Annotated in this window: 22 protein-coding genes; 8 read left to right on the top strand and 14 right to left on the bottom strand. The window is 54.0% G+C overall.

Annotation, left to right across the window (positions count from 1 at the left end):
• Positions 1-5: 5 nt before the first annotated feature.
• The 6 genes from POI8812_RS02360 to POI8812_RS02335 are packed head-to-tail and all read right to left on the bottom strand — an operon-like array spanning position 6 to position 7,010.
• The gene (locus POI8812_RS02360; protein WP_146186106.1) at positions 6-917 is read right to left on the bottom strand and encodes a class I SAM-dependent methyltransferase; all 912 of its coding nucleotides are present in this window, start codon (positions 915-917) and stop codon (positions 6-8) included.
• Between the two features lie 52 nt (positions 918-969).
• Positions 970-2,049: a UDP-2,4-diacetamido-2,4,6-trideoxy-beta-L-altropyranose hydrolase gene (pseG, locus tag POI8812_RS02355; protein WP_108780913.1), complete on the bottom strand. Its 1,080-nt coding sequence runs from the start codon at positions 2,047-2,049 to the stop codon at positions 970-972.
• A complete protein-coding gene (locus tag POI8812_RS02350; protein WP_108780912.1) occupies positions 2,049-3,068 on the bottom strand; it encodes a FemAB family protein in 1,020 nt (339 codons plus the stop codon). Before POI8812_RS02350 ends, pseG begins: the two co-directional genes overlap by 1 nt.
• Positions 3,065-4,903 (bottom strand): LIC12162 family transferase, encoded by a 1,839-nt coding sequence (locus tag POI8812_RS02345; RefSeq protein WP_108780911.1) that lies wholly within the window; start codon positions 4,901-4,903, stop codon positions 3,065-3,067. Before POI8812_RS02345 ends, POI8812_RS02350 begins: the two co-directional genes overlap by 4 nt.
• Complete coding sequence (locus POI8812_RS02340; protein ID WP_108780910.1) at positions 4,900-5,637, bottom strand: class I SAM-dependent methyltransferase; 738 nt, start codon at positions 5,635-5,637, stop codon at positions 4,900-4,902. Before POI8812_RS02340 ends, POI8812_RS02345 begins: the two co-directional genes overlap by 4 nt.
• 11 nt (positions 5,638-5,648) lie before the next feature.
• Complete coding sequence (locus POI8812_RS02335) at positions 5,649-7,010, bottom strand: NAD(P)-binding protein (RefSeq protein ID WP_108780909.1); 1,362 nt, start codon at positions 7,008-7,010, stop codon at positions 5,649-5,651.
• 126 nt (positions 7,011-7,136) lie between these two features.
• Here POI8812_RS02335 and POI8812_RS02330 point away from each other — a divergent pair, with 126 nt between their 5' ends.
• The 3 genes from POI8812_RS02330 (at position 7,137) to POI8812_RS02320 (ending at position 10,252) form a co-directional block, all read left to right on the top strand.
• The gene (locus tag POI8812_RS02330) at positions 7,137-8,186 is read left to right on the top strand and encodes a glycosyltransferase family 2 protein (protein ID WP_108780908.1); all 1,050 of its coding nucleotides are present in this window, start codon (positions 7,137-7,139) and stop codon (positions 8,184-8,186) included.
• A gap of 79 nt (positions 8,187-8,265) precedes the next feature.
• Entirely contained in the window at positions 8,266-8,922 is a 657-nt protein-coding gene (locus tag POI8812_RS02325) for a class I SAM-dependent methyltransferase (protein ID WP_108780907.1), read from the top strand.
• Positions 8,912-10,252, top strand: coding sequence for an NAD(P)/FAD-dependent oxidoreductase (locus tag POI8812_RS02320; protein ID WP_162844864.1), 1,341 nt, complete (start codon positions 8,912-8,914; stop codon positions 10,250-10,252). Before POI8812_RS02325 ends, POI8812_RS02320 begins: the two co-directional genes overlap by 11 nt.
• Here the strand turns inward: POI8812_RS02320 and POI8812_RS02315 are convergent.
• Positions 10,249-11,994: an ABC transporter ATP-binding protein gene (locus tag POI8812_RS02315; RefSeq protein WP_108780905.1), complete on the bottom strand. Its 1,746-nt coding sequence runs from the start codon at positions 11,992-11,994 to the stop codon at positions 10,249-10,251. The genes POI8812_RS02320 and POI8812_RS02315 overlap by 4 nt on opposite strands.
• A 254-nt stretch (positions 11,995-12,248) precedes the next feature.
• Here POI8812_RS02315 and POI8812_RS02310 point away from each other — a divergent pair, with 254 nt between their 5' ends.
• From POI8812_RS02310 to pseC, 4 genes are all read left to right on the top strand, one after another.
• Positions 12,249-13,154 (top strand): aldo/keto reductase, encoded by a 906-nt coding sequence (locus POI8812_RS02310; RefSeq protein WP_108780904.1) that lies wholly within the window; start codon positions 12,249-12,251, stop codon positions 13,152-13,154.
• Between the two features lie 33 nt (positions 13,155-13,187).
• Positions 13,188-14,426, top strand: coding sequence for a hypothetical protein (locus POI8812_RS02305; protein ID WP_108780903.1), 1,239 nt, complete (start codon positions 13,188-13,190; stop codon positions 14,424-14,426).
• Positions 14,427-14,492: 66 nt separating this feature from the next.
• The gene (pseB, locus tag POI8812_RS02300) at positions 14,493-15,485 is read left to right on the top strand and encodes a UDP-N-acetylglucosamine 4,6-dehydratase (inverting) (RefSeq protein ID WP_108780902.1); all 993 of its coding nucleotides are present in this window, start codon (positions 14,493-14,495) and stop codon (positions 15,483-15,485) included.
• Entirely contained in the window at positions 15,486-16,646 is a 1,161-nt protein-coding gene (pseC, locus tag POI8812_RS02295) for a UDP-4-amino-4,6-dideoxy-N-acetyl-beta-L-altrosamine transaminase (protein WP_108780901.1), read from the top strand.
• On the opposite strand, the gene POI8812_RS02290 is transcribed toward pseC, so the two are convergent.
• The 5 genes from POI8812_RS02290 to rfbF are packed head-to-tail and all read right to left on the bottom strand — an operon-like array spanning position 16,643 to position 20,732.
• The gene (locus tag POI8812_RS02290; RefSeq protein ID WP_162844863.1) at positions 16,643-17,491 is read right to left on the bottom strand and encodes a glycosyltransferase family 2 protein; all 849 of its coding nucleotides are present in this window, start codon (positions 17,489-17,491) and stop codon (positions 16,643-16,645) included. The genes pseC and POI8812_RS02290 overlap by 4 nt on opposite strands.
• Positions 17,488-18,414, bottom strand: coding sequence for an NAD-dependent epimerase/dehydratase family protein (locus tag POI8812_RS02285; RefSeq protein WP_162844862.1), 927 nt, complete (start codon positions 18,412-18,414; stop codon positions 17,488-17,490). The genes POI8812_RS02290 and POI8812_RS02285 overlap by 4 nt, the downstream gene beginning before the upstream one ends.
• 13 nt (positions 18,415-18,427) lie before the next feature.
• A complete protein-coding gene (locus tag POI8812_RS02280; RefSeq protein ID WP_108780898.1) occupies positions 18,428-18,877 on the bottom strand; it encodes a dTDP-4-dehydrorhamnose 3,5-epimerase family protein in 450 nt (149 codons plus the stop codon).
• Entirely contained in the window at positions 18,874-19,941 is a 1,068-nt protein-coding gene (gene rfbG / locus POI8812_RS02275) for a CDP-glucose 4,6-dehydratase (RefSeq protein ID WP_108780897.1), read from the bottom strand. Before rfbG ends, POI8812_RS02280 begins: the two co-directional genes overlap by 4 nt.
• 8 nt (positions 19,942-19,949) lie before the next feature.
• Positions 19,950-20,732 (bottom strand): glucose-1-phosphate cytidylyltransferase, encoded by a 783-nt coding sequence (gene rfbF / locus POI8812_RS02270; protein WP_108780896.1) that lies wholly within the window; start codon positions 20,730-20,732, stop codon positions 19,950-19,952.
• A 48-nt stretch (positions 20,733-20,780) separates the two neighbouring features.
• Between rfbF and POI8812_RS02265 the strand changes: the two genes are divergently transcribed.
• Positions 20,781-21,995: a Gfo/Idh/MocA family oxidoreductase gene (locus POI8812_RS02265; protein WP_108780895.1), complete on the top strand. Its 1,215-nt coding sequence runs from the start codon at positions 20,781-20,783 to the stop codon at positions 21,993-21,995.
• Here the strand turns inward: POI8812_RS02265 and POI8812_RS02260 are convergent.
• Complete coding sequence (locus tag POI8812_RS02260; protein WP_108780894.1) at positions 21,979-24,015, bottom strand: acyltransferase family protein; 2,037 nt, start codon at positions 24,013-24,015, stop codon at positions 21,979-21,981. The genes POI8812_RS02265 and POI8812_RS02260 overlap by 17 nt on opposite strands.
• A 93-nt stretch (positions 24,016-24,108) precedes the next feature.
• On the bottom strand, positions 24,109-25,194 hold the full coding sequence (locus tag POI8812_RS02255) for an acyltransferase family protein (RefSeq protein ID WP_162844860.1): 1,086 nt from the start codon (positions 25,192-25,194) through the stop codon (positions 24,109-24,111).
• Between the last annotated feature and the right edge of the window lie 29 nt (positions 25,195-25,223).

Genomic DNA, 25,223 nt, shown 5'->3' with positions numbered 1-25,223 from the left:
GCCCATCAACTTTTTGTTGGGGAGAAAAAGGCTGTGAGGTCGCGACCCATACCAACACGAGCCAGCCCAGTAAAAAATGCACGCTTATCTTCGAGCGTGTTCTCAAGGATCAAATTTTCCAGCTCAATCCGGGAAAAATGCGCCGCCTTACCCTTCGATGGCTCTTCTATATAGTTTGAATTTTCGTTGAAAAGGTACCAATCAACCGGGAAATCGCCAATAAGCTCGTCACATTCCCATCCTGTTGCAGACCCAATTGCGCGTAGTGTGGGAGCTGTGAAGTAGCTCAGATGGTCCGGCGGAGAAATCCAGAATGCTTTGGATAGTTTTCCCGTGTCTAGGGCCTGCATCTGGAGTCGTGAAAAATCATTTGGAACTGTGACGACCAACATGCCGCCGGGCGAAATCAAATTTCGCAATGTTCGCAAAAGGCCCTCGGGGTCAATCACATGCTCCAGTACGTTCTGAAGCCATACGATGTCATAACGAACGTCTGAAGCCGTCTCATCTTCCAGTAGATCGAAAACATCGCCTGTGCGTAGAAATGGCTCGCATTCCCGATTTTGGGCGACAACACCCGCTGAGCTGAAATCCAACCCGCGAACCTTCCAGTTCTGCGCAAGACCGTGCGCGAGAACAAAGCCTTCCCCGCATCCGACATCCAGCAACCGTCCGGTTGTGGGCAAGCGATTTGCGATCAGCTCCCAGCGCAGACGCACTTTTTCTCGCGTGTTTTGAAGTTCGGCGGGTGTGTAGCAAGTTTCGTAGCTTCCGCGGCCTTCTTGATAGTATTGCGCGCTATAGTAGGACTGTAATTCCTCGGTGCTTGGCAAGTCTTTGATGCGGAAATAGCCGAGCTCAGTGCGCTCAACCAGATCCGAAAATCTGGAACCCTCTGCATTCATATCGGACGTCAAGATTAGGCCTCTGTCAGTTGCTGGTTGACGCTACCATCGCGGTATCCTTACCTCAAGCGTGCCCATGCCGGGCACACAGTCCTGCGATTTGGGTGGCTACTGCGCGGGCGCCGTAGACGTCCGATCCTGTCATCAACTGTCTTATCCGACTAGCATTCTCTTCAAGCGTCGAGGTCTGCGCCAAGGCCTCGCCGAGCACTTCGGAGAGCTGAGAATCGTTCAAGTCGTCTATCGGACTCAGCCTCAGGATAAGTTTAGCTTGCTCGAGATCGTTGGCGAGCGTGGCTTGAAATGGCTCGCTCTCGGTTATGATCGTCGGCACCCCCATCATAGCAAGTTCCCATACGGTTGAGCTGCAGGCGACGAACGCGGCCCGGGATCGATGCATCAGGCGTGCCATCTCGCTGGTTTGGATATGCAATTCGAACCCCGCGCTATTGCAGAGTTCCATGATCCTATCCTGTCCGGGTGTCATGGCTCCAACGACTATACACGCAGCAGGGGATGGGACCAGCTGGCTGAGAGCTTTGATCGTTCGAATGGTGTGCTGCTTTTGATCGGCTCCTCCGAATGATACGAGAACGTCTATATCTTTTGTGAGACCTTCATATGCGGCGCTTGGTTGCGAGAATTCGGGTCGCAGCATCGCATATCGAGGTCCGAGTAGGAGAACGGCCTCCGGCGGAACAAGTCCTGCATAGCGATCTTGCTCCAAATAGAAATTCTGATCTATCAGCAGGTCACACCTTTGCTGCCTATCTGCGAGATCGTCGATGACTGCGATCTTCGCACCGAGGCCTTCGACAATTGCATCATGCCATTCGGCTGTGATGTCATAGTGGTCGGTCAAAACAACATCCGGCTGAAAGTCACTTTCTGCACAATAGGCGATGACGGCGTCTGCATCGTCGATCACGGATGCGAGCGGACTTGTCAAAGTCCTTAAGCCAAAGCCACTTTTTTTGACTAGATCCGCAAGTTTCATCGCCGGAATGTGGCCGAGGAATCTAATATCTGCGAAATGTGTTCGAAGCTCCGTAGCGAGTGCGAGGCAGCGGGAGAGATGCCCGGCGCCAATTTCCTCGCTGGCATCAGTGCGTATGAGAAGAGACGGGATAGGTTTCGTGTCCATCACGTTAGTCTAAATTCAAATCCAGGTGTGAGCCGGCTCGCAAAGCCTGCCTTGAAGTCAGAGATTGAAACCTCTTTTGCGCTTGCCCAGTCTTTGTCGAAGTCAAAGAGGCGGTCCCCTATAGCATACCATTTCAACCCGCGACGTTGCATTTCTTGTATCGCAATTGTCTGCACGACATGACCAAGCGGTTTGTCAAATAGGTCTCGGTTGTAGACACCCGAGGAGTAGGCCGCCTCGTCGGGTGAATGAGTGAAGAGGCCAGCGCCAACCAACGCATTGTTCGCTGGATTGCGAAGACCGACCAAAAATGCCTTGTCGGATTTGATGAAGTCAAATTGCATATCCCATGTGGTTTGCGATCGGGTCTGTCGACCTGCTGTCTCCACGTGGAATGCCTGAAAGCTGTCCCAGACAGCGCGATCGGCTGTTTGGGATGTCATGAGAAACGGTGCCCAAGTGCGCAAACCACGGTTTATCAGTGGTTTGTAGCTCTTGCGAAAGCTGCTGCGTAACGTATTGAAAGGTTGGGACAACTCAACAAACATGTGATGGCGGGGGAGCGGGCGGCCAGTAATGTTCGCCAATGCTTCGTGCCACGGCCCTAGCCCGGAGTCTGCCTGCCAAGGGAGCATGCGACTGCTGCATTTGACGGTTGCGCCCTTGTCGACTAGCTCTTGCAGCCCGGCGATCAGGGCACGGATAATTGATTTTCGTGCGCGCTGCGGAGTTGCAGGCAGAAATTCTGGGTGAGCGACGGCGACACCATTGCTGATAAGTTGAACTTTATCGCTGCCCTCAAGAGCCTGGATAGACCAAAGGCCGCACGGCTTTCCTTCTGACAGAAGAATTATAGAGTGGTCGGTGCAGGAATAGGTTTCAGATACCATCGCCACACGGAAGTACTCCATGACTTCGGTTTCAAGCGCATATGGCCGGAAGGCGAGTTTGCTGTATGTTTCACTCCAAAGATCAGAGTTGTCCGTACGGGACAGATGCGGTGTAGCCCAGTTAATCATGTACCGGCCCTACTCTTCTTAGTGCGCTTAGCGTCGGCTTGCATGCGTTGAATTAGCGGAGCCAACGTGCCGACGGGGTCGTTTGTTGTCCGTGCATAGCGCTCGCGGAACACTGTGATTGCGTTCTGTACATTTTCGCTAGCCCACCAGCTCTCGACGTCGTGTCCGACTTCGTTCAGATGGGCGGCTAGCGCAGCTCCTGAAAGGTGGATTACTTTGGCGTCAATCAACAGTTGATAGGACGAGCGGGCTTCGTCCCGGATATGATCAATGCCATTCTGCCAAAATGCGAGTGTCGGAATGTTCTGGCTGAGGGTTTCTAAAATTCCGGTCGAGTCATATGCAAATATTACAAGACGGCTTTCGGCAATTGCCACATCAGCAGGTCGTCCACCGATCTCGAGTTTTAAGTCGGGATAAGCATCTGCCCAAAGTTTATGTTCACGCCTCAGGCTTGTTCGGACACCGTTCGTCATGCGTACTGTCAAATCGCGCCTGAGTTCCGGTGCAAGTCCATCAACCAGTGCACATTGATCTGCGAAGTATTCCGGGAATGTCGCGATCACGTCATGCAAGTAGATTTGATAAGCGCTCAAAAGCTGGAATAGAACGATGCCCCCTGCAGGGTTGTGGCGCAGTGTATTAGGTGCCGGGCGTTTCAAGACAAAACCTGGAAAGTACCCATCCATTCCATCGCCGTCCCATCCCCAAGTCAGGAAAGTGTCGCTGGTGGCTTCTTCCATGAAGGGGTTGTAGTGACGGTGCGTCCCGTAGTTTCCACCGTGTTGACCGACGAGATATTGCGCTCCACGCGCGAGATGCGAGGCGGCCCAAATCTTGAAGACATCATCGTAGTCATAGTTGTTGCTCGTGAAAATAACGTCCGGATCTCGGGGCCAACCCATTTCGTCAGCTGCGCTCTGAAGCTCTGTGAAGTCCTCCAAGTAGGAGGTTGGAATCATCTGCCAAAGCAGGCGTGCCATGATCTTGGCGTCGGAATCGTCTAGAATCTCAGCATGTTGGCTGCCCAGCATCTCTCTGCGGCGCATATCAACATTTCTTCGTCCTGCAGGGCGTTCCATGGACCAGAGTTGAGGAAGCTGACCCAACGCAAGATGTAGTCGGGAAGCCGTCTGTTTGGGTAGATAGCTGTTAAGTATGAACACTTTATCGCGTGCAGCGCAGCGCCGTGTCACTGCTTCCAGGACGCGTCGCAGAAAGTGTGGTGTCACACTTGTTCTACATTTATCGAGGTCGTACGAGGCTGCTGGCGGTGGACCCAGATCGACGCGGGTGCCAGTTTCAAGATTGAGCGACTCTATCAGGCGCGCGAAAAGGCAGTGATTCCAAAGCGGGTCATTTGCTGCTTGTACGAAAGATGCACTTGAACGACAGGCCAGTTGATATTGCGCCGGGTCGTACGCGCTTTCGGAGACGATCCTATAATTTCGAGTGGCCTGTCTGAGTGTTTCAATCCGATTGAACAGGATTATGGTTGTTCGCCTTAGCCAGTTCGCGACGATTACGGACCAGAATCTTTGGCCATGGAAGGTGCCGTGAGCGCTATTCAGTAAATCCGCAAGCCCCGGAAGCAATAGCCGCTCTAGCTCGCGGGCACGCGCGTGGTCGGCGTCCTCGTTGCGTCTTGTTGCGCTAAATGGTGTCGCTATCTCAAGGTGCTGTTCAACGGGACTGTTATAGCGTTCCGGTTGGAGGCACCAATCACCCAACAGTAGCACTGCTAAACCTTTGCTGTCCCAGCTTGCCTCGACCGAAGTGGTAACGAGATGGAACGGCCCGTCCGGCGCTGGTCTCGGGCTGGAAGCTGAACTCAAGGCTTGCTTGCCTCGATTACCAGAAACTCAAAATACTCTTCTCGGCCTCGATATGTCCGTCCACTGAGTTCACAATGAGTGGTTTTCAGCCCGGCCGCTTCTAGCATCGCGTCGTAACCGTCTGGGTCAAGGAACCGAAACGCGTAGTTATTGCCCTGAAAAGGACCATCTATGCGGTGCAGACCGTTCAAAGTGTCTTCGTCCAACCTCTGCTTGAAATCGGGATCAGGGTGATTGGGTTTCGTCCATGTGTCAGATGACTTGGATGGAAAGTACGAGAAGAACTTGCCGCCAGGCTTGAGAATTCGGGCTACTTCAGCAAGAAAATGCGCCCCGTCGTTACGGGTTAGGCAGTTCGATGAAAACACGTCGACGACAGCGTCAAAGTAGTCAGCGGCATAGCCTGTTTGGGTCATGTCCCCCACATTTAAGGTCGCCTTTGTCTCGTAGTGATCTAGCATGGCCTTACAGAGTGCAATTCCTTCGGCCGACAAATCGATGCCGTAGGCATCAAAGCCTTGCTTTGCAATCATCCAAAGATTTGCGCCGCTGCCGCATCCCGTCTCAAGGATCTTCACCGTACCGCGGGTCTCCTGCGCGACGGGAAAAAAGTTCCGCCCCATAAAGCGGCAAAGTTCTTCGTTAGGAAAAAGCCGTTGGGCGCCAAAGCCGGCTGTGCCGTAGGCAGCATCGTAGAAGGATCGTTGATCCTTGTTGTCGGGCTCATGTACCATTGCGTTTCCTATTAGGTATTGGCCTTTAGGCTTGCTATGAAGTGTTGAAGCAGAGCGACGCTATGATGTTTGCCGCTAGACTTGCCGACCAGATGCAGGTTTTCTAGTTGATCGCCTACTCGCGAGTTTAGTTGATCTGCATTATTTAAAAATTCGTTGGTGAAGCTTGGCCAAGCCCCGCGATGCAATCTCGTCGTTGCATCATGTATTTTGCTGTCTTCACTGATGAGACCAACGGCTTTGATTTCCTCAAAGAACTGGTTTTCCAGTTTTTCCAAATCCGGTTTGATGTCGTCTGTCACACTCTCAACCGTCATAGATGACCAGGGTCCGGGGCGCTCACAAAAATTCTCATAAAGCGTAGCGCGATAATATTTATGGTTAGAGTCATAATTATAGTGAAAATATCCACTGGTTTGTAATTCGCCGCTAAATAAATAGTGGGAAAGAACTGTATGGCGATAATTTGGAGGGCTCAAATCTGAAGTGTCCGTACCAATTATTTTCGCAAGAAATATTGCTGGAATAGTCCAAAAATATTGATCGGCATGAATTTTTTGACTGGCGTCGAGATGCGCGGCAATGATCCTGCCGTTATCATATTCGAACGAAGACACCGAGCTATCCATGCAGAGCGTCACGTTAGTCCGAGTTCGCAGATAGGTTTCCAAGCGATTTGCATAATCGGCCAATCCGGCGCGCTTGGGATAGATTTTTATCAGATTGCTAATGTTGTCATCACAACGCGCAAAAGCGATGCGGTCGTCGTTGAATTTGCTGTGCGACTTGAGAGCCTTGGCTTCATGGCTATCCGCGATGATGATACGGGCGATGCTGTAGAGGCTCAATGTATCAGCGGAGAGCCCCTCAAGTGGAGCGTTTGTCAATTTCGCTATGACAGGCTCAACTAAACTATGTGTGTAAATCTTACCAAAATGACCTAGGCAGAATTCACGCAGATTCCGCGGCGCATCAATTGGTGGCTCAAGCGCCAACATTTCTGCCTTGCCTGCTTCAAAAACTTCTTTCGGCAGCAATCTTGCATCAAGACAGTTTGAATACTCGCAAATATTTCCATTCTGATAGCTGTATTCCAGAAGTGTATCTGTCGATTTGGTGTATTCTGTATCCGGTAAAAGGCTTAGTATTAAATCGTCCAATTCCTGAATCCGGGTGGCTAAAATCGCCCGCGAACCGAAATCGAAATGATATCCGTCCTTACTGTGCGCACTATTATAGAGGCCACATAGCTTGTCCTGCTTTTCAATCAAGGTGACGTGAATGTCCGGGTTCAAGCTTGCGTAGAGCGCAGCCATAGTCCCCAGATACCCGCCCCCAACGATCGCGATGTGTTTCCCATTCATATCAGGCATAGGCCATACTCTCCTAGGTGCCTAACGCTGTGAAGGCCCCACTGCTTGCACTAGCGGTTTAGGTATGTTTTTCCAGAGAGTAAACTGCAGTGCGGCGCAGGACCACCGACATGTTAAGTATCCGAAATGGGTGAAATGAAGCTATCAATCTGTATCCCGACGTACAATCGGGCTCGACATCTTGAAAATTGCCTGCAGTCCATCGTGGATGCGGCAGGAGATACGGTTTCAGAATTCGAGGTCTGCGTGTCTGACAACGGTTCTGATGATGGAACGGCCGGTGTCGTTGCTCGCTTTCTTGATCAGCTTCCACTCAAGCACAATCGAAACAAACAGAATCTGGGCATTCCGCGAAATTTTCTAAAGGTTGTATCGCTTGCGGAAGGGGAGTTCGCGTGGCTGGTCGGAGATGACGATCTGGTGCTACCCGGAGCCATAGATAGAATATGCGAGATAGTTGCTAACAATGACGTCGACCATATCTACGTAAATGCTGCGCATTTGTCGTCGGACTACGTGGATGGATTCAATCATCCGTTTCGTACCTGCGATCTCCCTGCAAATATGGTTCCGTTCTCCACTTACGAAAAGGACGGACCTCACGACTTTCTTGACCTTATCGATCCGGCAATATCGTTTGATTTCCTCGGAGGAATGTTCCTGTCCGTTTTCCGCCGGCAGCTCTGGTTGGAGAATGCGCATCACTTAGATGCTGACGCTCTAGTCGATCCTCGCATTTTCTCGCATTTCGATAATACGTTTCCCCATCTCAAGATATTTTGTCATGCGCTCTCAAAGTCGAAAAGTTGGTTCGCGTCGGAGCCGTTTCTTGTTTGTATTACTGGGGTGCGTGAGTGGGCACCGATGTATCCGCTGGTGCATAGTGTTCGTCTTCCAGAGGCACTGGAGCTTTACCATCGCCAAGGTTTGAGCGATGCGCGGTATCACAGGGCTCGTAATTTCGCTGTATCAAACCTTCTCCCGGAACTCGGGCGCATGTGGCTCTATGGAGACAAAGCCGGGTATGGCTACGTAAGCCCGGTTGCATTGCTTTGGGCCAATGCGCGATACAGCGGGATGTATTTGTCGGTGCCACGTTTCTTTCTCCGAAAGCTAGGTGCACTTGTCGGCCGCCTAAGCTTTCTAGTGCCTAAACGTCGCAGGACCGCTTCGTAAATTGGGCTTCGCCTTGGTTTATCAATCGGGTAGGGAAAAGTGTCGGGCCAAAACGGATTGATAAGTATCGGACTTCAGGATGACGACTGAGCACTGGGAAGAGATATATGCTTCGGGTGAACAACTGAACAAGTATCCATTTTCCACTGTGGTCAGCTTCTATTTTGGAGCGAGGAGCCGCGCAGAGACTCCATTGGAGCAAGCGTTGGATGTCGGCTGCGGTTCAGGTGTGCACAGCGGCTTTCTCGCGCAACAGGGTCTTGGTGTGACTGCGTTTGATGTGAGTAAGTCTTCGATAGCTTATGCGCGGGCTACCTTCATTGATCCTGCGATTGTATTTCATGTAGCAGATCTAGCAGAAGCGCCAATTTCTGGCCCTGGTTTCGACTTGGTCGTTGACCATTGCGCAACGACCCACACAACGATCAGAGAGACGCGGATATTCTACCAAACTCTGCGAAATCATCTTCGACCTGGCGCTCAACTTTTCTGGCATGGATTTGCCGCCGACAATGGCTTCGCCCGTTTTGGTAAGAAACGCGTGGATCGTGCTTATGAAAACTTCAGTCAAGGCGTCTTCAAACCCTTGGGTCAAGTGAGCTTTTTTGACAGGGAAGACATCCTGTCAGTTTTTGAGGGATACCAGTTCATGTCGCTTCGTCATTTGGCTGAGACCGATGACGAGACCGGGATCGCCCACACGAGCTGGATTGCAGAGGTGCGTTATGAAGACTGAATATGACTGGCTTGTTCTGGGCGGTGGGTTTCGTTCGATCGTTGCGGCTTACGGTTTGGCCAAGCAGGGTGCATCCGTGCTGCTGGTGGAGAAGTCAAAGCAGATTGGCGGTTTCCTGTCACCAATCCGGTGGGGCGACTACTGGATCGACAAGGGCCCTCAATTCTTCGATAATTTCGAGCCAGATGATGTCGTTCTGATGAATGAGATGCTGGGCGAAGGCACGCTCAAGGATATCGGATTCTCCTACAGCTCCTACATGGCCGGGCAAAAGGATGATCGGTTTGCGATCCCAGTCTGGACCCATATGGGAGAGGAATTCGCCCGCAATGCGTTTCAGGGCCTGTTCGACCTGCGCGTCGCTTCCAACGCAGTGGCGCCTGGTGCAGATGCCAACTTTAGTGATGTGCTGAACTACGACGGCGGCCCGGTGCTGAGTGAGTATCTGCACAAATGCACGGAGAAGTTCCTATGCGCAAACGCGACCGAGTTGAGTACTCGGGCAACGTCGGTGGCGCCGTTCATGGGTCGGAAGGTGCTGTTTGACGGAGAATTGTCTGCAAAGCTGAAGGCATCGCCCCTGCTCGACGATATCCTCGCGGCACCGAAGGCCGCAGCCGGGGAAGTGCGCTACAATCTCTACCCGAAGGGCGAGAGCCTTGAGGTGGTGCGAGTGAAGCTTGAAGAGAAGCTACGCGAAATAGGCGTGGAGATCATGCTGGAAACCGCTGTCGAACAATTTGATGGGTCACGCCGCGTAGCCAAAATTGGCAACTTAGATTTGCAGTTCGGTCGTGTGTTCCTCGGCCCAGACCTCAAAGATTGTGAGCGTATCATTCTCGGAACTGATCGTGTTGCCCAGAAGACCGATGTACTGGCAGAGATATTCCACTGCTACTCGGTGCCGGCCGACAGTATCTACGAGACATATTATACGGTTGACTACGACCTTGGGCATCTATCGAGCAGATACACCAACTTCTCACACTATATGGGCAGTGCGTTGAAGGATGGTTTGGGCGTGTTCTGTGTTGAGCAGCCCGTGCTTACCGACAGTGCCTATTGGGCAGAGCCAGAGCAGGTGCACGACCGTATCTTTGCCGAAGCGCAGGCCGTTGGGAATGTTTCCTGTGATACGTTTGTTGAGGCCAAATCATTTCGCGTGCCCGCTACTTACAAGGTTCCACGACTAGGCATTGACGACGCAATCGCTTCTGTTCGGGATTCGTTTGCGGATGCCTTTGGCGATTGGATGATGATACCGGATCCTTTCACTCTCACGCGCAAGCAGACCATCGATGACCTGCGTGGCATAGGTGTTTTGCGCTAACCACTCAGGTGATCGGTTGACTTGATCCGACCTTTTTCGAGCTCGATGATCTTGTCTGCGTTTTCGAGCGTGCTGAGCCGATGCGTGATGATGATCATCGTCTTGTCGCCTTTCATCGCGTCTATCGCCGCCATAACAGATTTTTCTGTAGCTGTATCGAGCGCGCTAGTGGCTTCGTCTAATACGAGTATGCTGGGATTGTGATAGAGCGCACGTGCAATTCCAATCCGCTGTCGCTGTCCACCTGACAGCTTGATCCCTCGCTCCCCTACGACCGTGTCCAGGCCATGCTCGGCCTCGGCTACTACTGAAGACAATTGAGCTGCAGAGATCGCGCGCGCGATCGCATCCTCGTCGACGTCCTCTGGATCGAGCCCGAATGCTATATTGTCCCGAAGCGAGCTGTCGGTCAGATAGATATCCTGCGGAACGTAGCCAATTAAGTTCTGGAAGCTTCGCAAGTTGTCGCGGATATCCTGTCCATCGACCGTAATTTGTCCGCCTTGTGGGGTTAGTATGCCCAGAATTAGATCGACAAGTGTGCTTTTGCCCGCACCGCTCGCGCCGACAATCCCCACCGAATCTCCCTTGCGGATATCAAAGGAGATGTTTTGGAGCGATGGCGTCTCTTCGGCTTCATACGAAAACTCTAGCGCAGATACTTCGATCCTTTCGCGAAAGGACATCGGAGTTTCGTTACTTTTCAAGATTTTGGTTTCTGTGACTTCCCCCAGTTCTTGATCTAGAACATCAATCGCCACTCTGTTGAAACGGATATTTTGCGCGGCTCCCACCAATCTGTTGGCAGATGGAAGCAGTCTGAACGCTGCCGCCGCAAACAGCCCTAAAATCGGTGCTAGTTCACTAGGCTGACGACCCTGCGACAGCATTACCAACACCAATACTACAAGACCGATGACAGCCAGAAGTTCTAGCCACAGTCGCGGTAGTGCGCCTACAAAATTTTGCTTGGTGCCGACTTGCGCAATCGCCCGGTTTGGGCCGTCAAAGGTAGAGAGAAATGTCGCCTCGCGCCCCAAGACTTTCACGTCCTTTATTCCGCCCAGCCCCTGTTGGACGTACTGTATCTTTTTCCCATCCATCTCTTGGCGCAGCTTACCCCATGCCGTAAGGCGGGCGCGGGTCAACTTTAGGAAACCCAGAGCTGCCCCGCCCATAACAAAAACGACGATGAGAGCGCCAAACGGTTCTGTGATTAGGAGAAGTGACACGATCCCGAGCGCGACAAGAAACTCTGTCATAAAAATAAATCCCGCCATTAAAGCGCCTTGCGTGAACAGATGCACTTCCTGATTCACATTTCGGATCAGGTTTGCGGAGTTTCGACGAGCATGAAACGCAATCGGATCAGAAAGATACTTGCGGAACATTCGCCATGAAAGGTCTGCTTGCAGCTGGTAGACGAAGCCGAACTGTACCCAGTACATCACTGCGAGGAATGCTGCCTTGAGAACAAATAGTACCGCCATCGCAATCATGGCGGTCGCTATGATTTCTGTGCTGTTGGCACTCTGCCCGGCCAATAGCCTTAGCCCTTGCATCACCAGACTTTGCTCATTGTCCGGCATGTTCCCACTCAAAAGACCTAGTACTGGAATGACGACGCCGACGCCGAGCGTTTCGATAACCATGCCGACTAGCATGAGGATAAAGACGCCTATGGCTTGCCGCTTTTGTCGGCTGTCTAGAAGGCGGAGAATCTTGCGAAGATCGGCGAGCATTCAATGAGGCATCCTGTTACCCGATTGGGGTAGTTTCTTTTGGTGTTTCCACTGTTGCCGCAAATATCCGGGCATTGGAATGCGCAAAAGACGCAGACCGGCACATGTGATATTGCACGCGCTGTGGCAAAAACGTCCTGTCGCCGAAGCGCGCTTGCATTCCGACTGTCGTCTAACGCAAGAAGAAGCAGTATACTGTTTACGCTACGACAGCCTTCATAAATTAACGCAGCCACTCGGGTACGACAGAGGCAATGCACAGTAATAGTTCTAACCCCTCAGCGCGCTTCATACTTGGTAGTGTGCAATTCGGTCTCAACTACGGCGTTTCAAACACTCATGGAAAAGTTGATGCTGTTCAGGTGAAGCATATTCTGCAATCGGCGCGAGAGGCTGGTATTGTCGAAATCGATACGGCTGCTGGCTATGGCTCAGCGCAAAAGGTTCTAGGGCATGCCGGTGTTCAGTCGTTTGAAGTAGGTTCGAAATTTTCTGCCGAGGCGTTTGGCCCGGAACCGGATGGCAAGGCGCTGATCGCGGCGGTGGAGCACAGTCTCCGGGAACTCCGCGTGGATCAATTGTGTTATTGGCTGGTGCACGACCCTCAGTTTCTATTGAAGAGTGATGTTGATATGGCTGCGTGGAGAGCAGCGCTCGACACTGTGCGTGCGGATGGGCGCGTGGGTGCGATCGGTGTCTCCGTATACGCTGTCAAAGAAGCCCTATTGCTTTCGAAACTCTATTGTTTTGACGTTGTACAAATTCCAACCGTCCCAATTGACCATGCGCTTTGGCATAGTACGGACCTTGCAATATTGGCGGAAACCTACCGCGAAGTGCATGGACGTTCGATCCTCCTGCAGGGCCTTCTCACGATGCCGATCAATGGCTTACCTTCGTATTTTTCACCTTGGCTGAAACAACTCAAAGCTTGGCACGAACGGTGTGCCGAGCTGGGCGTCAGTCCCGTGGAGGCTGCGATACGTATGGTTTCATCTCATCCACACATCGACAAACTAGTAGTGGGCGTAACCCGGTCGGAGGAGCTTGACGAATTGGTCAAATTTCTTGCTCGTGGCCCTCTTGCTTCAATTGAAGCCGCGCTAACGGATGATGCCAGATTGCTTTCCCCCGCAATTTGGCGGCTCGAGGAGGTATGAGTGAATGCACCCTGACGCATTGAGGAAGCGGGCTTGAGCCGCCTTTGGAAGGCCGAGTGGAATCTTGAATACTCTCATCGTTTTGCGTTTCTTGGAGCTCGGGAAACGCTGAGTGAACGTCCATTGTTGGCTCATGCAATTGTCTCACTTGCCACCGCACAGATGGTTGCTGCAGGGCTCGCAGCCACCGATGGGATAGTCCAGAGTGGGATCGAAGTGGTGCTTGCTGCTTTGCTTGCCATTGTGGTTGCCGGAACGCCGATCCGCCGCTGGGAAATTTGCCTGCTTGGACTGCTAATAGTTGTAACCGGGTTTTCATTTGTCACGCAGAGCTTTCATATTGCAGCGGTAAATGCGAAGCAGAATGTATTGGGTGTATTGGCGCTGGTCGTATTTTCGAGGACTCGTTTTCGTATTTGGTGGATTTGGTTCCTAGTCTTTCTTAGCGTAGGGCTGGTCTACTTGGGTCGCTATCATTTCAATCTTGTTTTGCCATATCTTCACCTTTTTGCCGATCCGGAGCTAAATGCATCACGCTTTGGAGGGCTATTTTTGAACGTGCACTACAATGCATTTTTTCTCGCGGCAATGTTTACAGCGTTAATCACGGTTAGTCGTATACATTGGTTGGGATTGTGGGTGATGTATCTCACTGCTTCGAAATTTGTTGCCCTGGCCTATATTGCTCAACTTGGTTGGAGGCTATTCGGTAAGAGATTTCTTGGCTATCGAGGTCTCGCGATTATTGGTTGCATAACGGTCGGTGGTATATTCGCGGTAGAACCCTATTTGGCTGAGTTGATTGATCAGCGGCGGTTCAATTCACTCTATATTATCCTCTATCAAATTGGAAATATTGAGTATTATGAGCGCCTTGTGCAATTCATCCCTTCATCCGCCATCCCAATAGAGTTAAACGAGAGTTTCAATATTCAAGCCCTTCTTGTCGCGGGACGCATCTGTGAGAATCACAGTGAATATCTACTGGCTGCCTATGCGTTGGATACGGTCGAGCGATGCCTCATCATATGGCCACACGACGGTAGCAATGAAATCGGGTTGTTTGCGCTTGCAACCCATATGGGATTGCCGCTTGGTGCAGCGTTCTTGTTCCTTCTATTGCGCGCTGCCAAGGGCTTTCGTCTGCTTATTTTGTTCTCTTTGATCCACAACTTCTTCCTGCTGTCCCCGTTGATCCTATACATCATGCTCAATTACCCGCCCCGCGGTGCGGTTCTGTTCATGAGTGGCCAGAAGGCGAGAGTGGCTTGATGAAGCAGCACATTCGGAATAGTAACCGAAAAAGATCGGGTAGCTGCCATCGATCTGGGAGAATCTATGTTTGAAAATAAGACGATCTTGGTGACTGGTGGGACTGGTTCTTTCGGTTCACGCTTCGTCCCCCTGACGCTCGCTAAGTACAATCCCAAAAAGCTTATCATCTTTTCGCGTGATGAAATGAAGCAGTGGGAGATGGCAAAGAGATTTGTCGGTGACAGTCGAGTTCGTTTCTTTATTGGTGATGTACGCGATCGGGATCGCTTGTACCGCGCACTAGATGGTGTGGACTATGTTGTGCATGCTGCTGCTACTAAGATCGTGCCGACCGCTGAATATAACCCGTTTGAATGTGTGAAGACTAATATCAACGGCGCAATGAATGTCATTGATGCTTGTATTGACAAAGGCGTAAAAGGTTGCGTGGCTCTTTCTACTGATAAAGCCAGTAATCCGGCCAATCTGTACGGCGCAACAAAGCTGGCGTCAGACAAGCTCTTTATTTCCGGCAATGCCTACGCGGGCGAACATTCAACCCGCTTCTCTGTTGTCCGCTACGGCAATGTCATGGGCTCACGTGGATCTGTCATACCGTTTTTCCGTACGCTCGGCGATCGCTTTCCGATTACTGATCCGCGTATGACGCGGTTCATGATCACACTTGAGGAGGGGATCGATCTCGTCTGGAAGGCATTCGAAGACATGGAGGGAGGTGAGATCTACATCCGTAAAATCCCATCTATCAACATTGTCGATATCGCTAAAGCCGTCAACCCAACTGCTGAGCTGGATGTGGTTGGAATTCGCCCTGGCGAGAAGCTGCACGAGCAGATGATCGGCGCGGAGGATGCGCCCTACACTCGCGAATACGACAATTTTTTCAAGATCCTGCCTGCAATCAATAGTTGGTCTGACAGCCCAGCTCGGATCAAAGACGGCAAGAGCGTGCCTGAGGGCTTCGTTTACTCGAGTGAGACGAATACTGATTGGATGTCGGTCGAGAAATTGCGGGCCTGGATTGATCAGAATGCAGCGCGGCTGGGTTCGTTCTGAATGATCCCCTATGGCAGACAGTCGATCGATGAGCAGGATGTCGCTGCCGTCACAGCGGTCCTCAAATCCGATTTTCTGACCCAGGGCCCTCAGGTTCCGAAATTCGAGAAAGCTGTTGCCGACTACGTTGGTGCCGCGCACGGCATTGCAGTCAACTCCGCCACGTCTGCATTGCATATCGCCTGCATGGCGCTGGGGCTGGGTGCAGGCGATAGGCTCTGGACCGTTCCGATCACCTTCGTTGCGTCGTCGAATGTCGGCCTCTACTGCGGGGCAAGTGTGGATTTCGTTGATATCGATGCGCAAACGCTGACGATGTGCCCTAAGGCGCTGGAGGCCAAGCTCTCGGCCGCAGCATCGAGTGGATCCTTGCCGAAAGTGCTAGTACCTGTGCATCTGACCGGCCGGTCCTGCGACATGATCCGCATCAGCGCATTGGCGCGTGAGTACGGTGTACATATTATTGAGGACGCCAGCCATGCGATTGGCGCGACCTATGACGGGTCTCCGGTCGGGGACTGTCGATACAGCGACATCACCGTGTTCAGCTTCCATCCTGTAAAGATCATCACGACTGCTGAGGGTGGGTTGGCAACGACCCAGGATGCCGCACTTGCGAGTGCAATGGAACTTGCCCGATCACACGGCGTGACCCGCGACCCTGCGCTGATGACCGGTCCATCAGAGGGCGGCTGGTATTATCAGCAGGTCGCAATGGGCTACAATTACCGGATGACCGATCTTCAGGCGGCGCTAGGCGTTGCGCAGATGGAGCGGCTGGACGCACTGGTGGCTCGACGCCGCGATCTTGCGCAGTGGTATCACACCGCCCTTGCCAATCTGCCGTTAACCCTCCCTACGTTTGAGAGTGATGCGACTTCCGCTTGGCACTTATATGTCGTTGGGCTGAACGATCCGTCCCAGCGCCGGAACAAGGCTGACCTGTTTGACCGGCTGCGGGCGCGCGGGATCGGGGTGAACCTTCATTATATTCCGGTGCATTTGCAGCCCTATTACCGCACGTTGGGCTTCAATCCTGGGGATTTCCCTATTTCAGAAGCCTATTACGAGGCCGCTCTGACACTGCCGTTGCACCCGGGGCTTTCGCAAGATGATCTCAACACAGTCGTGCGTGTCCTGTCAGAAGAACTTGCGGACTAGCGCAGCAGCATCCACATCGCCTTCGCGCGAATTGCGAGCGGCGCAGATTTCAGAACCAGGCGGCGCAGGTAAGTGCGGGCTTCACGCTTGTGTCCCAGAAGGTAGTTGGCGCGCCCCATCCCGTAGTCAAACCACCAGCCGGCTTCTGCCAATTCATCATGTCGCCTCCGCAGGGTTCGGAGCGCGGTCAGGCTGCGGGTTGGATTGGTGAAATTGCCGTCTCCGACGCGATAATGGCCGAGCGCCTCCGGCATTCTGGCAAATCGTGCTCCCGCTTTGGCAAGGCGAAGCCAGAGGTCGAAATCCTCCATCCCCACGAGATCGGCGTTCTCCGCTTGGCGCAATTCGGAGAGCGTCTCGCGACGTACCACAACGCTGGAGTTTGCAAGGGCATTGCCGTTGCGGACGAGTTCCGAAAGGGGATCATCCGCGACAGACCATGTCCGGATCCGCTTGCCGGCGACAGGTGTGCAGGGATCCTTCGCGATCAGCAGGTCATGGTAGCTGATGTCAGCCCCGCCCTCAAGCGCCTCCACCGATCGTTCCAGTTTCGTGTCGGCCCACCAATCGTCGCTGTCGAGAAAGGCGATGTAGCGCCCGGTTGCCGCGGCCAGTCCGGCATTTCGCGAATGCGCGATGATGCCGTTGTTGTGCACGAACGAGAGATTGAGCCTTGGATCGTTTTGCGCGGCGATGAGCTCTGCCGTACCGTCGTCGGAGTGGTTGTCTACGATCAGGACCTCGAAGTCCCGCAATGTCTGGCGCTCTAGCGATGCGAGCGCATCCGGCAATTCGGCCACGCGGCGATAGGTCGGGATGACAACGCTGACGATAGGATCGGTCAAGAGGAATTTCCCTCGAACTCCCGCCGACAGAATGACCAGAGGCGCTCCAGTTCGGCTTGGGTGGATGCCGCATCGGGAACGGGTGCCCCCGTTGCACGCAGGCGCGACGTGTCGAGTGTCAGATCGGGTTGCGGTTCTCCTGTAAGGGGCGCCGTCGTCAATGCAACCTCCCGGCCGAGATCGCGGCTAGCAATGCCGACGAGCTGATCCACGAGCGTGCGCACGGGTTGCGCCTGACCAGACGCAACATTGAATACACCGGGTGTAGTTGCCTGTATCAGATGTGAAAGCGCCTCACAGATGTTAGTAATTGCGACGAAATCGCGTAATTGCTCGCCGGAGGATTGCAGGCGCGCTTCCCCCCGTTCGGCAATCTGCCGAGCGATGTCGTTGAGCACCAGCATCCAGCAATCCGCCTTAGGATCGACGGGTGCGCCGAAACCGTTGGACAGGCGGATAATTTGAGCGGTGAGCTCGGTTTTCTCTGCCACGCCAAGTAGCCCGGTTTCGCCAAGTAGGTTGCTGGTCGCGTAAGGGTGCTCATTGCGCGGGGGGAACGTCTCGTCCAGATGACCACAAAGTGGGGCGTCATAGACATGGGCTGTAGACAGAAACGTAAATCCCGATACGCCATTTCGGGCGGCCAGTTGCGCAAGCGCGGCCGTCTCCGCACCGTTTGTCTCGGCCGCGAGGGACGGATCCTTCGCGCAGGCCGCTGCGTTCATTCCTGCTGCATGAACCACCCAGTCCACACCGTTGAGAACGTCTGCGTGCATCTCTTGGGCGCTTAGATCAAAGCGGTGAAAGCCTGTCCGGGCCTTACGGGACGTACGGATAACGTCGAAGCGGCCAGAGGCGTTCAGAAACTCGGCCAGGCGTCCCCCCAGCAGCCCTGTTGCGCCCGTTATAACGACTTTCGGCATGGTGCGGACCGCCTTATCTGTGTTTGAGGGCCCAATCATATGGAATCGACGAGTCAAAGGCCGGTTTGCGGATGATTTCACCTGGGTCGTGGGCCAGGTCGGCGCAGTTTGCGACGATAGACATCTTGTCACCGATCCCCTTAAACCCGTTCCAAATGCCCGGCGGCACCGTGACCAGCTGGTAGTTTTCGGGCGAAATGAACAGTTCCTGTACAACGCCTTTCGTTGGGCTGTCATCCCGTCCGTCGAAGAGAACGACCTTCAGCTGTCCAACAAGCACGGCGTAGTTGAGCGTCATGCGCTTGTGCAGATGCCATGCCTTTACCGCACCAGGATAGGTGCATGAGAAATATACCTCCCCAAATTTGCGAAAGACCGGGCTATCATCGCGCATCATGTGCATGACCTTGCCGCGCTCGTCGAAGATCTGCCTGAGCGGTGTGATGACAACGTCGTGAATCATGCGGAGCCCTCGAAATACTCGGCGATTTGCGCCCGCGTGACCGCCTGCATGTCAGCGCCCTTAATAAATTCCGCATACCAGCGCGCGGTCGCCTCGAGTGTCTTGTCGACGCCCCAACGTGGTCGCCAGTTGAGGAACTGATGGGCCTTGTCGCAGTTTAGTTGGAGCAGTTGGGCTTCGTGTGGCTGACCTTCGGTCTGCTCGATCTTGACCTGCCCGCTTCCCAGATGCGCGATGATCGCGTCGGCGACATCCTTGACGGTGCGCACCTCATGCGTGGAGGGGCCGAAATTCCAGGCGCCCTTGCCCTGCCCGGGGGCGTTGAGCAGGCGTTCGCCCAGCAGAACATAGCCGGAGAGGGGTTCGAGCACGTGCTGCCAAGGCCGCGTCGCATTCGGGTTCCGCAACCTGATCGGTTCACCCGCCTCGATGGCGCGTACGCAGTCGGGGATGATCCGGTCTGCTGACCAGTCGCCACCTCCGATCACGTTCCCCGCGCGCGCAACAGCGCAGGCAAGGTCGGGTCTGTGCGCGAAGAACGACCGCTCGTAAGAGGAGTACACGATCTCGGCTGCTCCCTTCGAGGCGCTGTAAGGATCCTGTCCGCCCAGACGGTCTGTTTCGCGGTAGCCCCAGACCCACTCTACATTCTCGTAGGCCTTGTCCGACGTGATGAACACCAGCGAGCGTATGCTGTCTGTCTGTCGCACGGCCTCCAGCAAATGCGTCGCGCCCAGAACATTGCTGCGAAAGGTCTCAACCGGGTCGTGATAGGACTGCCGTACAAGCGGTTGAGCGGCGAGGTGGAACACGATTTCAGGCGCGAATTCAGCCATCGTGCCCCGCAGATGATCGAGGTCGTCCACGTTGCCGATGACGGAGTGCATCGCGTTCGTTAGACCCAGCACATCGAAGTGATTGGGCGATGTGTTTGGCGCCAGTGCAAATCCGCAGACTTCGGCCCCAAGATCGTGCAGCAATGTGCTCAGCCAAGTGCCCTTGAAGCCAGTGTGCCCAGTCACGAATACGCGTCGTCCACGATAAGCACGAGTAAGAGATTCCATCGATAGACTCATAGCTTCGGCAACCATGGGGAGTTGCCTGACTTATACAGATCGTTCAGCAGCCGGTACTCGCGTGAGGTGTCCATCGGCTGCCAGAACCCATCATGGGAATACATGGCGAGCTGACCATCTGCGACGATAGCGTTAACCGGTTCCTGCTCAAACACCAAATCGTCTCGGTCTTCGAGGTAGTCGAACAGTTTCGAGGTGGCGACGAAGAACCCACCGGAAATTCGCCCGCCGGAGGTTTGAGGCTTCTCGTTGAACCCACTCACGATACCTGTTTCGTTGGCGACGATCTCCCCAAAGCGGCCAGGAGGGCGCACCCCTGTTACTGTAAGAACCCGACCACTGTCTTTGTGGAAAGCGACTAGCTTACCTATGTCCACGTCGCTAACACCATCACCGTAGGTCAGCATGAAATCTTCATCACCAATATACTCACGGATTGCACCAATTCGGGCACCGGTCATTGCAGTCTGGCCGGTGTCAACAAGCGTTACCTTCCAATCGAGCGCTTCGACTTCGTCGTGGAACAGGATCTCGCCGTCATTAGCAAAATCAACCGTCAGATTGCGGGTGCGCGCGCGTAAGTTGAGGAAGAAGTCTTTGATGACGTTACCTTTGTGGCCAAGGCATACCACAAATTCTTTGTGCCCAAATCCTGCATAGATTTTCATTATATGCCAGAGGATTGGATATGGACCAATGGGGATCATAGGTTTCGGGACGTCCTCACTCACGTCTCGAATACGTGTTCCAAAGCCACCTGCTAGGATAACGACTTTCATAGTTTCTCTTCTCGGAGTTAAATGGCGCTGAGCGCTGTATGCCACTAAATGATCGGCAATACGAGCAGCGAAGTAATGTGCAGAGGTGTATTAGTGACGGCTGTCAACAGCGACTCCAGAACAGTGCTTTTGCGCGGTGGTGGGCGCTGGAGTATAGTGTTGGCAAGAGTGCTGACGGACGTTCTAGTCGACGGGTCCCGCTTCATCTGGGTGGCCGGAAAGGGTACTCACGCAGCGAGGCGCTTCGCTGAAGGGGTGACAGGAGCGAGACCGGGCCTAGAGTTGACAGTATGTGAAGCTTTGGCGGAGGTGGATGGCTGGCCGGAGCTTGATCTTGCGATAGTTGCTTCAGCTACTCCTCAGCATGAAGTAGATGTTGCAGCCATCGTGCGGCTCTGTTCACCTAAACGGGTATTGGTTGAGAAGCCAATGGCTTCAAACCCTGAGGCTGCAGCTCGGATGATCGAGATTTGTAAGGCTCCGGTTGAGCTGTTCGTGAACTACGAATTTCGCGCGACCTCCTACATACAGCAATTCGCAGCGCTATGTGCACGAGACGATGTGCTTGAGATGGAAGCTAGTTGGTGCGACCCGGCTGAGGAGCAACGAGGAGGTGCCGCCAAATCAGCAAACTGGGCCACACACATAGCACTTGATCAAGCATCGCACATCTGGTCGATTGTCGATCTTTTCCTACCGGGTGTTCGGGTTACATCTGCAACACCAAAGTTTCATATCGATGGTCGCGGGCTGACAATCGATTGCGAGCTTGAGGCAAACAGTCGTCCATCCGCAAACCTCACATTGACGATTTCGCGCAACGCTTACAGACGCGAACGTAGACTAACTGCCAGAACGCGCCGGGATAGGAAACTGGCCATCGACTACGCGGTTGAACCAGGTACGATCACGGTGAACGACGAGGTTCTTAGTACGCGGGAGGAGTGGCAGTCTGCCGAGCGTCCGCTGGCGCGCAGCATTCGTGCTTTGCTCGATCTGACGCTGCCTGATGATACCCTTGGGGCAGAGGCATTGAGGGAGTTGTTGAGTGCGTCCCGCTGCGCGGATGCGATGGAATTTGCCGAATACATCCGCCGGTGTATCGATTTAGAGGCAAAAGCGCTGCTGCTTACTGCATCGGGTTTGCAGCGAAACCTTGCTCGTGAAGTCTTGCTGACGCCGCATCACGCAACATCATCTTTTGATCGCCCAGATGACGCAACGCTGGAACGTAGCGCACAGAAATTTATTCGGGGCGAATAATCCCCTCGGCGGCAAGGTGGTCCAAAACGGCGTCAGCGATCAGTGCGCCCCCATATCGCCCCGGGTGTAATTGATCTGAGAAATACATCCTCTGTCCGCTGTTGCTAAGACATGTATCGGCGACGAGTGTGTCACAAAACAGCGACGCAACTTCGACAACGGTATAGGCGTGGTGATCAATTCTACCGAACGTTGCGAAGGCGGCCTCAGTTCTTTCGGTATAACGGCTTTCGGGATAAGACAATACTGACCGAATGCGGGCTTCGAACGCCACCAAATCGTCTTCACTGACCGGCACGCCGTCACTGCTGCGGATCGCTTGAATTTCACGCTGAATTGCTTGACTCACATTGTCGTCAAAACGCGGAAATGGAGCAATCTGAACGACGCGATAACCGCCTGCCAGAAGCGTGTTGACAGCGTTGACATACCCGGTCGCGATTGGAGTGCGTCCGTCCTCTGCTTCGAAACCGTAAGATGTATTTTCGAGGTAAAGGTCAAATGCGCCGCCTAAAATAACGGTCGCGTTACGTATCGCCTCGATCTCGGCGAGTCGGCGCGCCTGGTAGTCGAAATCGCACGGTGTGTCCGGGACTACTCTCGGTTGGCCACTATTCATGGCACGGAACCCGGGCAGGAAGAAGCAGGCTGAGCTGTTGAGGCTTGTCACCCGCTGATCCTGCTCCAAGAGGCGGGGCGTCAGCGCAACGGAAAGTGCCTCCATGGTGGAGTCACCCGCAAGGATCACGTCCCCGCGCGCCGCGTCCGGCTCGAAGACGCAGAAGCTCTCCTTCCCGTAGTCGCCGAAGCAATGCTCATCCGCCTCATTGCGCATGATCAACCAAGGGTAATGCGTGAAGTCTTCCGACAGGATATGCGGCATCCGGTCAGGATACCCATCCATGCGAATGACCTGCACCGCAAAAGCGGCTGCGGCAAGGCTTGTCGCAATCACGAAACCGGCAACCAACCGAAACGGGAGTCTTCTGCGGAACGGCTGCTCGATGAGGTAGTAGCTGATGACTGACAGAACGAAGGCGATCCCGATCCAGCCCGCGATGTCATAGACCGAGTAGGTCGCCATCTTGATGCGAAAGAAGGCGAAGACCGGGTAATGCCAAAGGTAGAAGCTATAAGAGATCAGCCCGAAAAATACGAACAGCTTACTGCCCAGTATCCGGCTTAATATGTCACGTCCGTTGCAATACCAGATGATAAGCATAGTACAGCCTACCGGAATGACAGTTATGACTGAGGGATGCTCCGTCCCGCCCGAAAACAGAATGATCGACAGAACGATCCAGAACATCCCAAACAACGGCCAAATTGTTGCCTGACGCGCAGTTGCGGGGGCGTTTCTTGCGGGCTCGCGCAATGCGAGATAGCTTCCGGCAAGAAGCTCCCATGCACGTGACGGAAGCAGGTAGAACCCCGCGTCCGGCGCAGCATAAACCAGAACTTGCGCGAGGATCAGTGATGCGATCCCGAGGCAGATGACGAGATACCTGACCCCCAACGCCGACCATGGCAAAAGCAGGGTCAGGAAAAGCGGGAAAAGCAGGTAATATTGCTCTTCTACCGCGAGTGACCATGTATGCAGCAGCGGCACCTGAGCGCTGTCCGCCTGCCAATAGCCTATGTCGCTCCAGAACCAGAAATTCGCTCCGAACACGATGGTCGAGAGGACGGATTTCGCGAAGCCGACAAAGTCGGGTGGCAGCAGGAGGAACCAGCCTGTGATTGAGGAAGCGACGATGACTGCCATGAGTGCGGGTAGAAGCCTGCGGATCCGCCGGGCGTAGAATGTCGCGAAAGAGAATGTCCCGTTACCGATCTGGTTCACGAGGATCGAGGTGATCAGGTAGCCGGAGATGACGAAGAAGATATCCACGCCCAGATATCCGCCAGAGACCGGGCTCGCGCTACCCGCGATGAACTCAGCGTGATAGAGCACCACTGCACCGACGGCGATCGCTCTTAGTCCATCGATTTCGGGTCTGTAGGGGATTGGGTGCGTCATATCGTATCTCAGCGCAATCGGAGCAGGTTCTATATGTCCATCGCACTGACCCGTCCCGCCGTTCCGGTCAAGAGATTATGGGCAGTTCGTCCCTCACCGCCGGATCAACACTGTCGGTTTCATGCGCAGCGCAGGCCGCTCTACGACGAACCACGACAGAGCTGCAAAGCCGAACGTGCCCGCAAGCACCAGTCCAACACCACCCGCGGATCCTGCGAGACCCCAGTACAGCGCGAGGTTCACGAACGGCATGTGGTAGATGTAGATGCCGTAAGACACGTCGTTCTTGTGCAGCAGGCGGTCCGCAAGTCCCCGACGCGTGAACGCGGCAGACAGCACCAGCCCACACAGGACGAAGACATAGGGCAGGCTCATCATGTTTCCCAACTGACCCCAGCTGGGAAGAAGTGTCGCAGACAGCGCGTGCGCAGCCGCATAGGCGGCGGCCCACCAGATGAACGTCCCTTCTACGAATGGTCTCAGGCGCTCCCACGACAGGGAGGCCAGAACGCCCAGCAGGAATAGCCCGAACCACGGCAGGAACGTCACGCTGACCAATTTGGCAACTAGACCGCCATTGCGCGCAAGCACGCCAAATCCGATGTAGATCGCAATGAAGCCCACGGCCGCAAGGGCGAGCGCCCGCCGCCCCGGCCCGAGGAGTGCGATCAAGATCGGGAACGCGATGTAGAATTGCATCTCGACGGGGATCGTCCACAGGCTACCGTTCAGAACGCCCACACCGAACCCGCGCAAGAAATCGGGATTGTAGACTTGCAGGACCGTCAGTTGTGCCGCGATCCATACAGCGAAATCGTTCAGCGGGGGCGGCGTCTCGCTGAAATATCCCGACGCGGCGACCAGTAGCACCGAAACGACGAAACAGGCCGCAAGCGCAGGATAGAGACGCAAAAACCGGTTCATGGCATATGAGCGCCAATTCGAACTGCGCAGGTAGCTGCGGGAAATCAGGAACCCGCTCACGAAAAAGAAGATCGGAACGCCGGGAAAATAGGACAGGAACCATGCGAGCGGCACGGCAATCGCGCCATCCATCTGCAGGTGCGAGATCATGTGAAGAAGCGCTACCTGTGTCGCCGCGAAAAGCCGCACAAGATCGAAGTTGTTTTGCCCGAGTTTACCGATGGGGCCTGAAGCGGCGTCTTGCCTGTCGGACACGATTTCCGATCCCTTATGAAAAGGCTCTG

This window comes from Pontivivens insulae, from assembly GCF_900302495.1.
Lineage (GTDB): Bacteria > Pseudomonadota > Alphaproteobacteria > Rhodobacterales > Rhodobacteraceae > Pontivivens > Pontivivens insulae.
The sequence above is the reverse complement of the archived record's forward strand: the minus strand, read 5'-3'. Positions and strand labels throughout refer to the sequence as shown.

What these genes read in the sequence shown, in the direction of transcription:
- pseG (WP_108780913.1), bottom strand. Translation starts at nt 2,049, where the DNA reads ATGGACACGAAACCTATCCCGTCTCTTCTCATACGCACTGATGCCAGC.
- POI8812_RS02315 (WP_108780905.1), bottom strand. Translation starts at nt 11,994, where the DNA reads ATGCTCGCCGATCTTCGCAAGATTCTCCGCCTTCTAGACAGCCGACAA.
- POI8812_RS02280 (WP_108780898.1), bottom strand. Translation starts at nt 18,877, where the DNA reads ATGATTCACGACGTTGTCATCACACCGCTCAGGCAGATCTTCGACGAG.
- pseC (WP_108780901.1), top strand. Translation starts at nt 15,486, where the DNA reads ATGATCCCCTATGGCAGACAGTCGATCGATGAGCAGGATGTCGCTGCC.
- POI8812_RS02285 (WP_162844862.1), bottom strand. Translation starts at nt 18,414, where the DNA reads ATGCCGAAAGTCGTTATAACGGGCGCAACAGGGCTGCTGGGGGGACGC.
- POI8812_RS02335 (WP_108780909.1), bottom strand. Translation starts at nt 7,010, where the DNA reads ATGCCTGATATGAATGGGAAACACATCGCGATCGTTGGGGGCGGGTAT.
- rfbG (WP_108780897.1), bottom strand. Translation starts at nt 19,941, where the DNA reads ATGGAATCTCTTACTCGTGCTTATCGTGGACGACGCGTATTCGTGACT.
- POI8812_RS02320 (WP_162844864.1), top strand. Translation starts at nt 8,912, where the DNA reads ATGAAGACTGAATATGACTGGCTTGTTCTGGGCGGTGGGTTTCGTTCG.
- POI8812_RS02310 (WP_108780904.1), top strand. Translation starts at nt 12,249, where the DNA reads ATGCACAGTAATAGTTCTAACCCCTCAGCGCGCTTCATACTTGGTAGT.
- POI8812_RS02340 (WP_108780910.1), bottom strand. Translation starts at nt 5,637, where the DNA reads ATGGTACATGAGCCCGACAACAAGGATCAACGATCCTTCTACGATGCT.
- POI8812_RS02325 (WP_108780907.1), top strand. Translation starts at nt 8,266, where the DNA reads ATGACGACTGAGCACTGGGAAGAGATATATGCTTCGGGTGAACAACTG.
- POI8812_RS02350 (WP_108780912.1), bottom strand. Translation starts at nt 3,068, where the DNA reads ATGATTAACTGGGCTACACCGCATCTGTCCCGTACGGACAACTCTGAT.
- POI8812_RS02330 (WP_108780908.1), top strand. Translation starts at nt 7,137, where the DNA reads ATGGGTGAAATGAAGCTATCAATCTGTATCCCGACGTACAATCGGGCT.
- pseB (WP_108780902.1), top strand. Translation starts at nt 14,493, where the DNA reads ATGTTTGAAAATAAGACGATCTTGGTGACTGGTGGGACTGGTTCTTTC.
- rfbF (WP_108780896.1), bottom strand. Translation starts at nt 20,732, where the DNA reads ATGAAAGTCGTTATCCTAGCAGGTGGCTTTGGAACACGTATTCGAGAC.
- POI8812_RS02265 (WP_108780895.1), top strand. Translation starts at nt 20,781, where the DNA reads ATGATCGGCAATACGAGCAGCGAAGTAATGTGCAGAGGTGTATTAGTG.
- POI8812_RS02260 (WP_108780894.1), bottom strand. Translation starts at nt 24,015, where the DNA reads ATGACGCACCCAATCCCCTACAGACCCGAAATCGATGGACTAAGAGCG.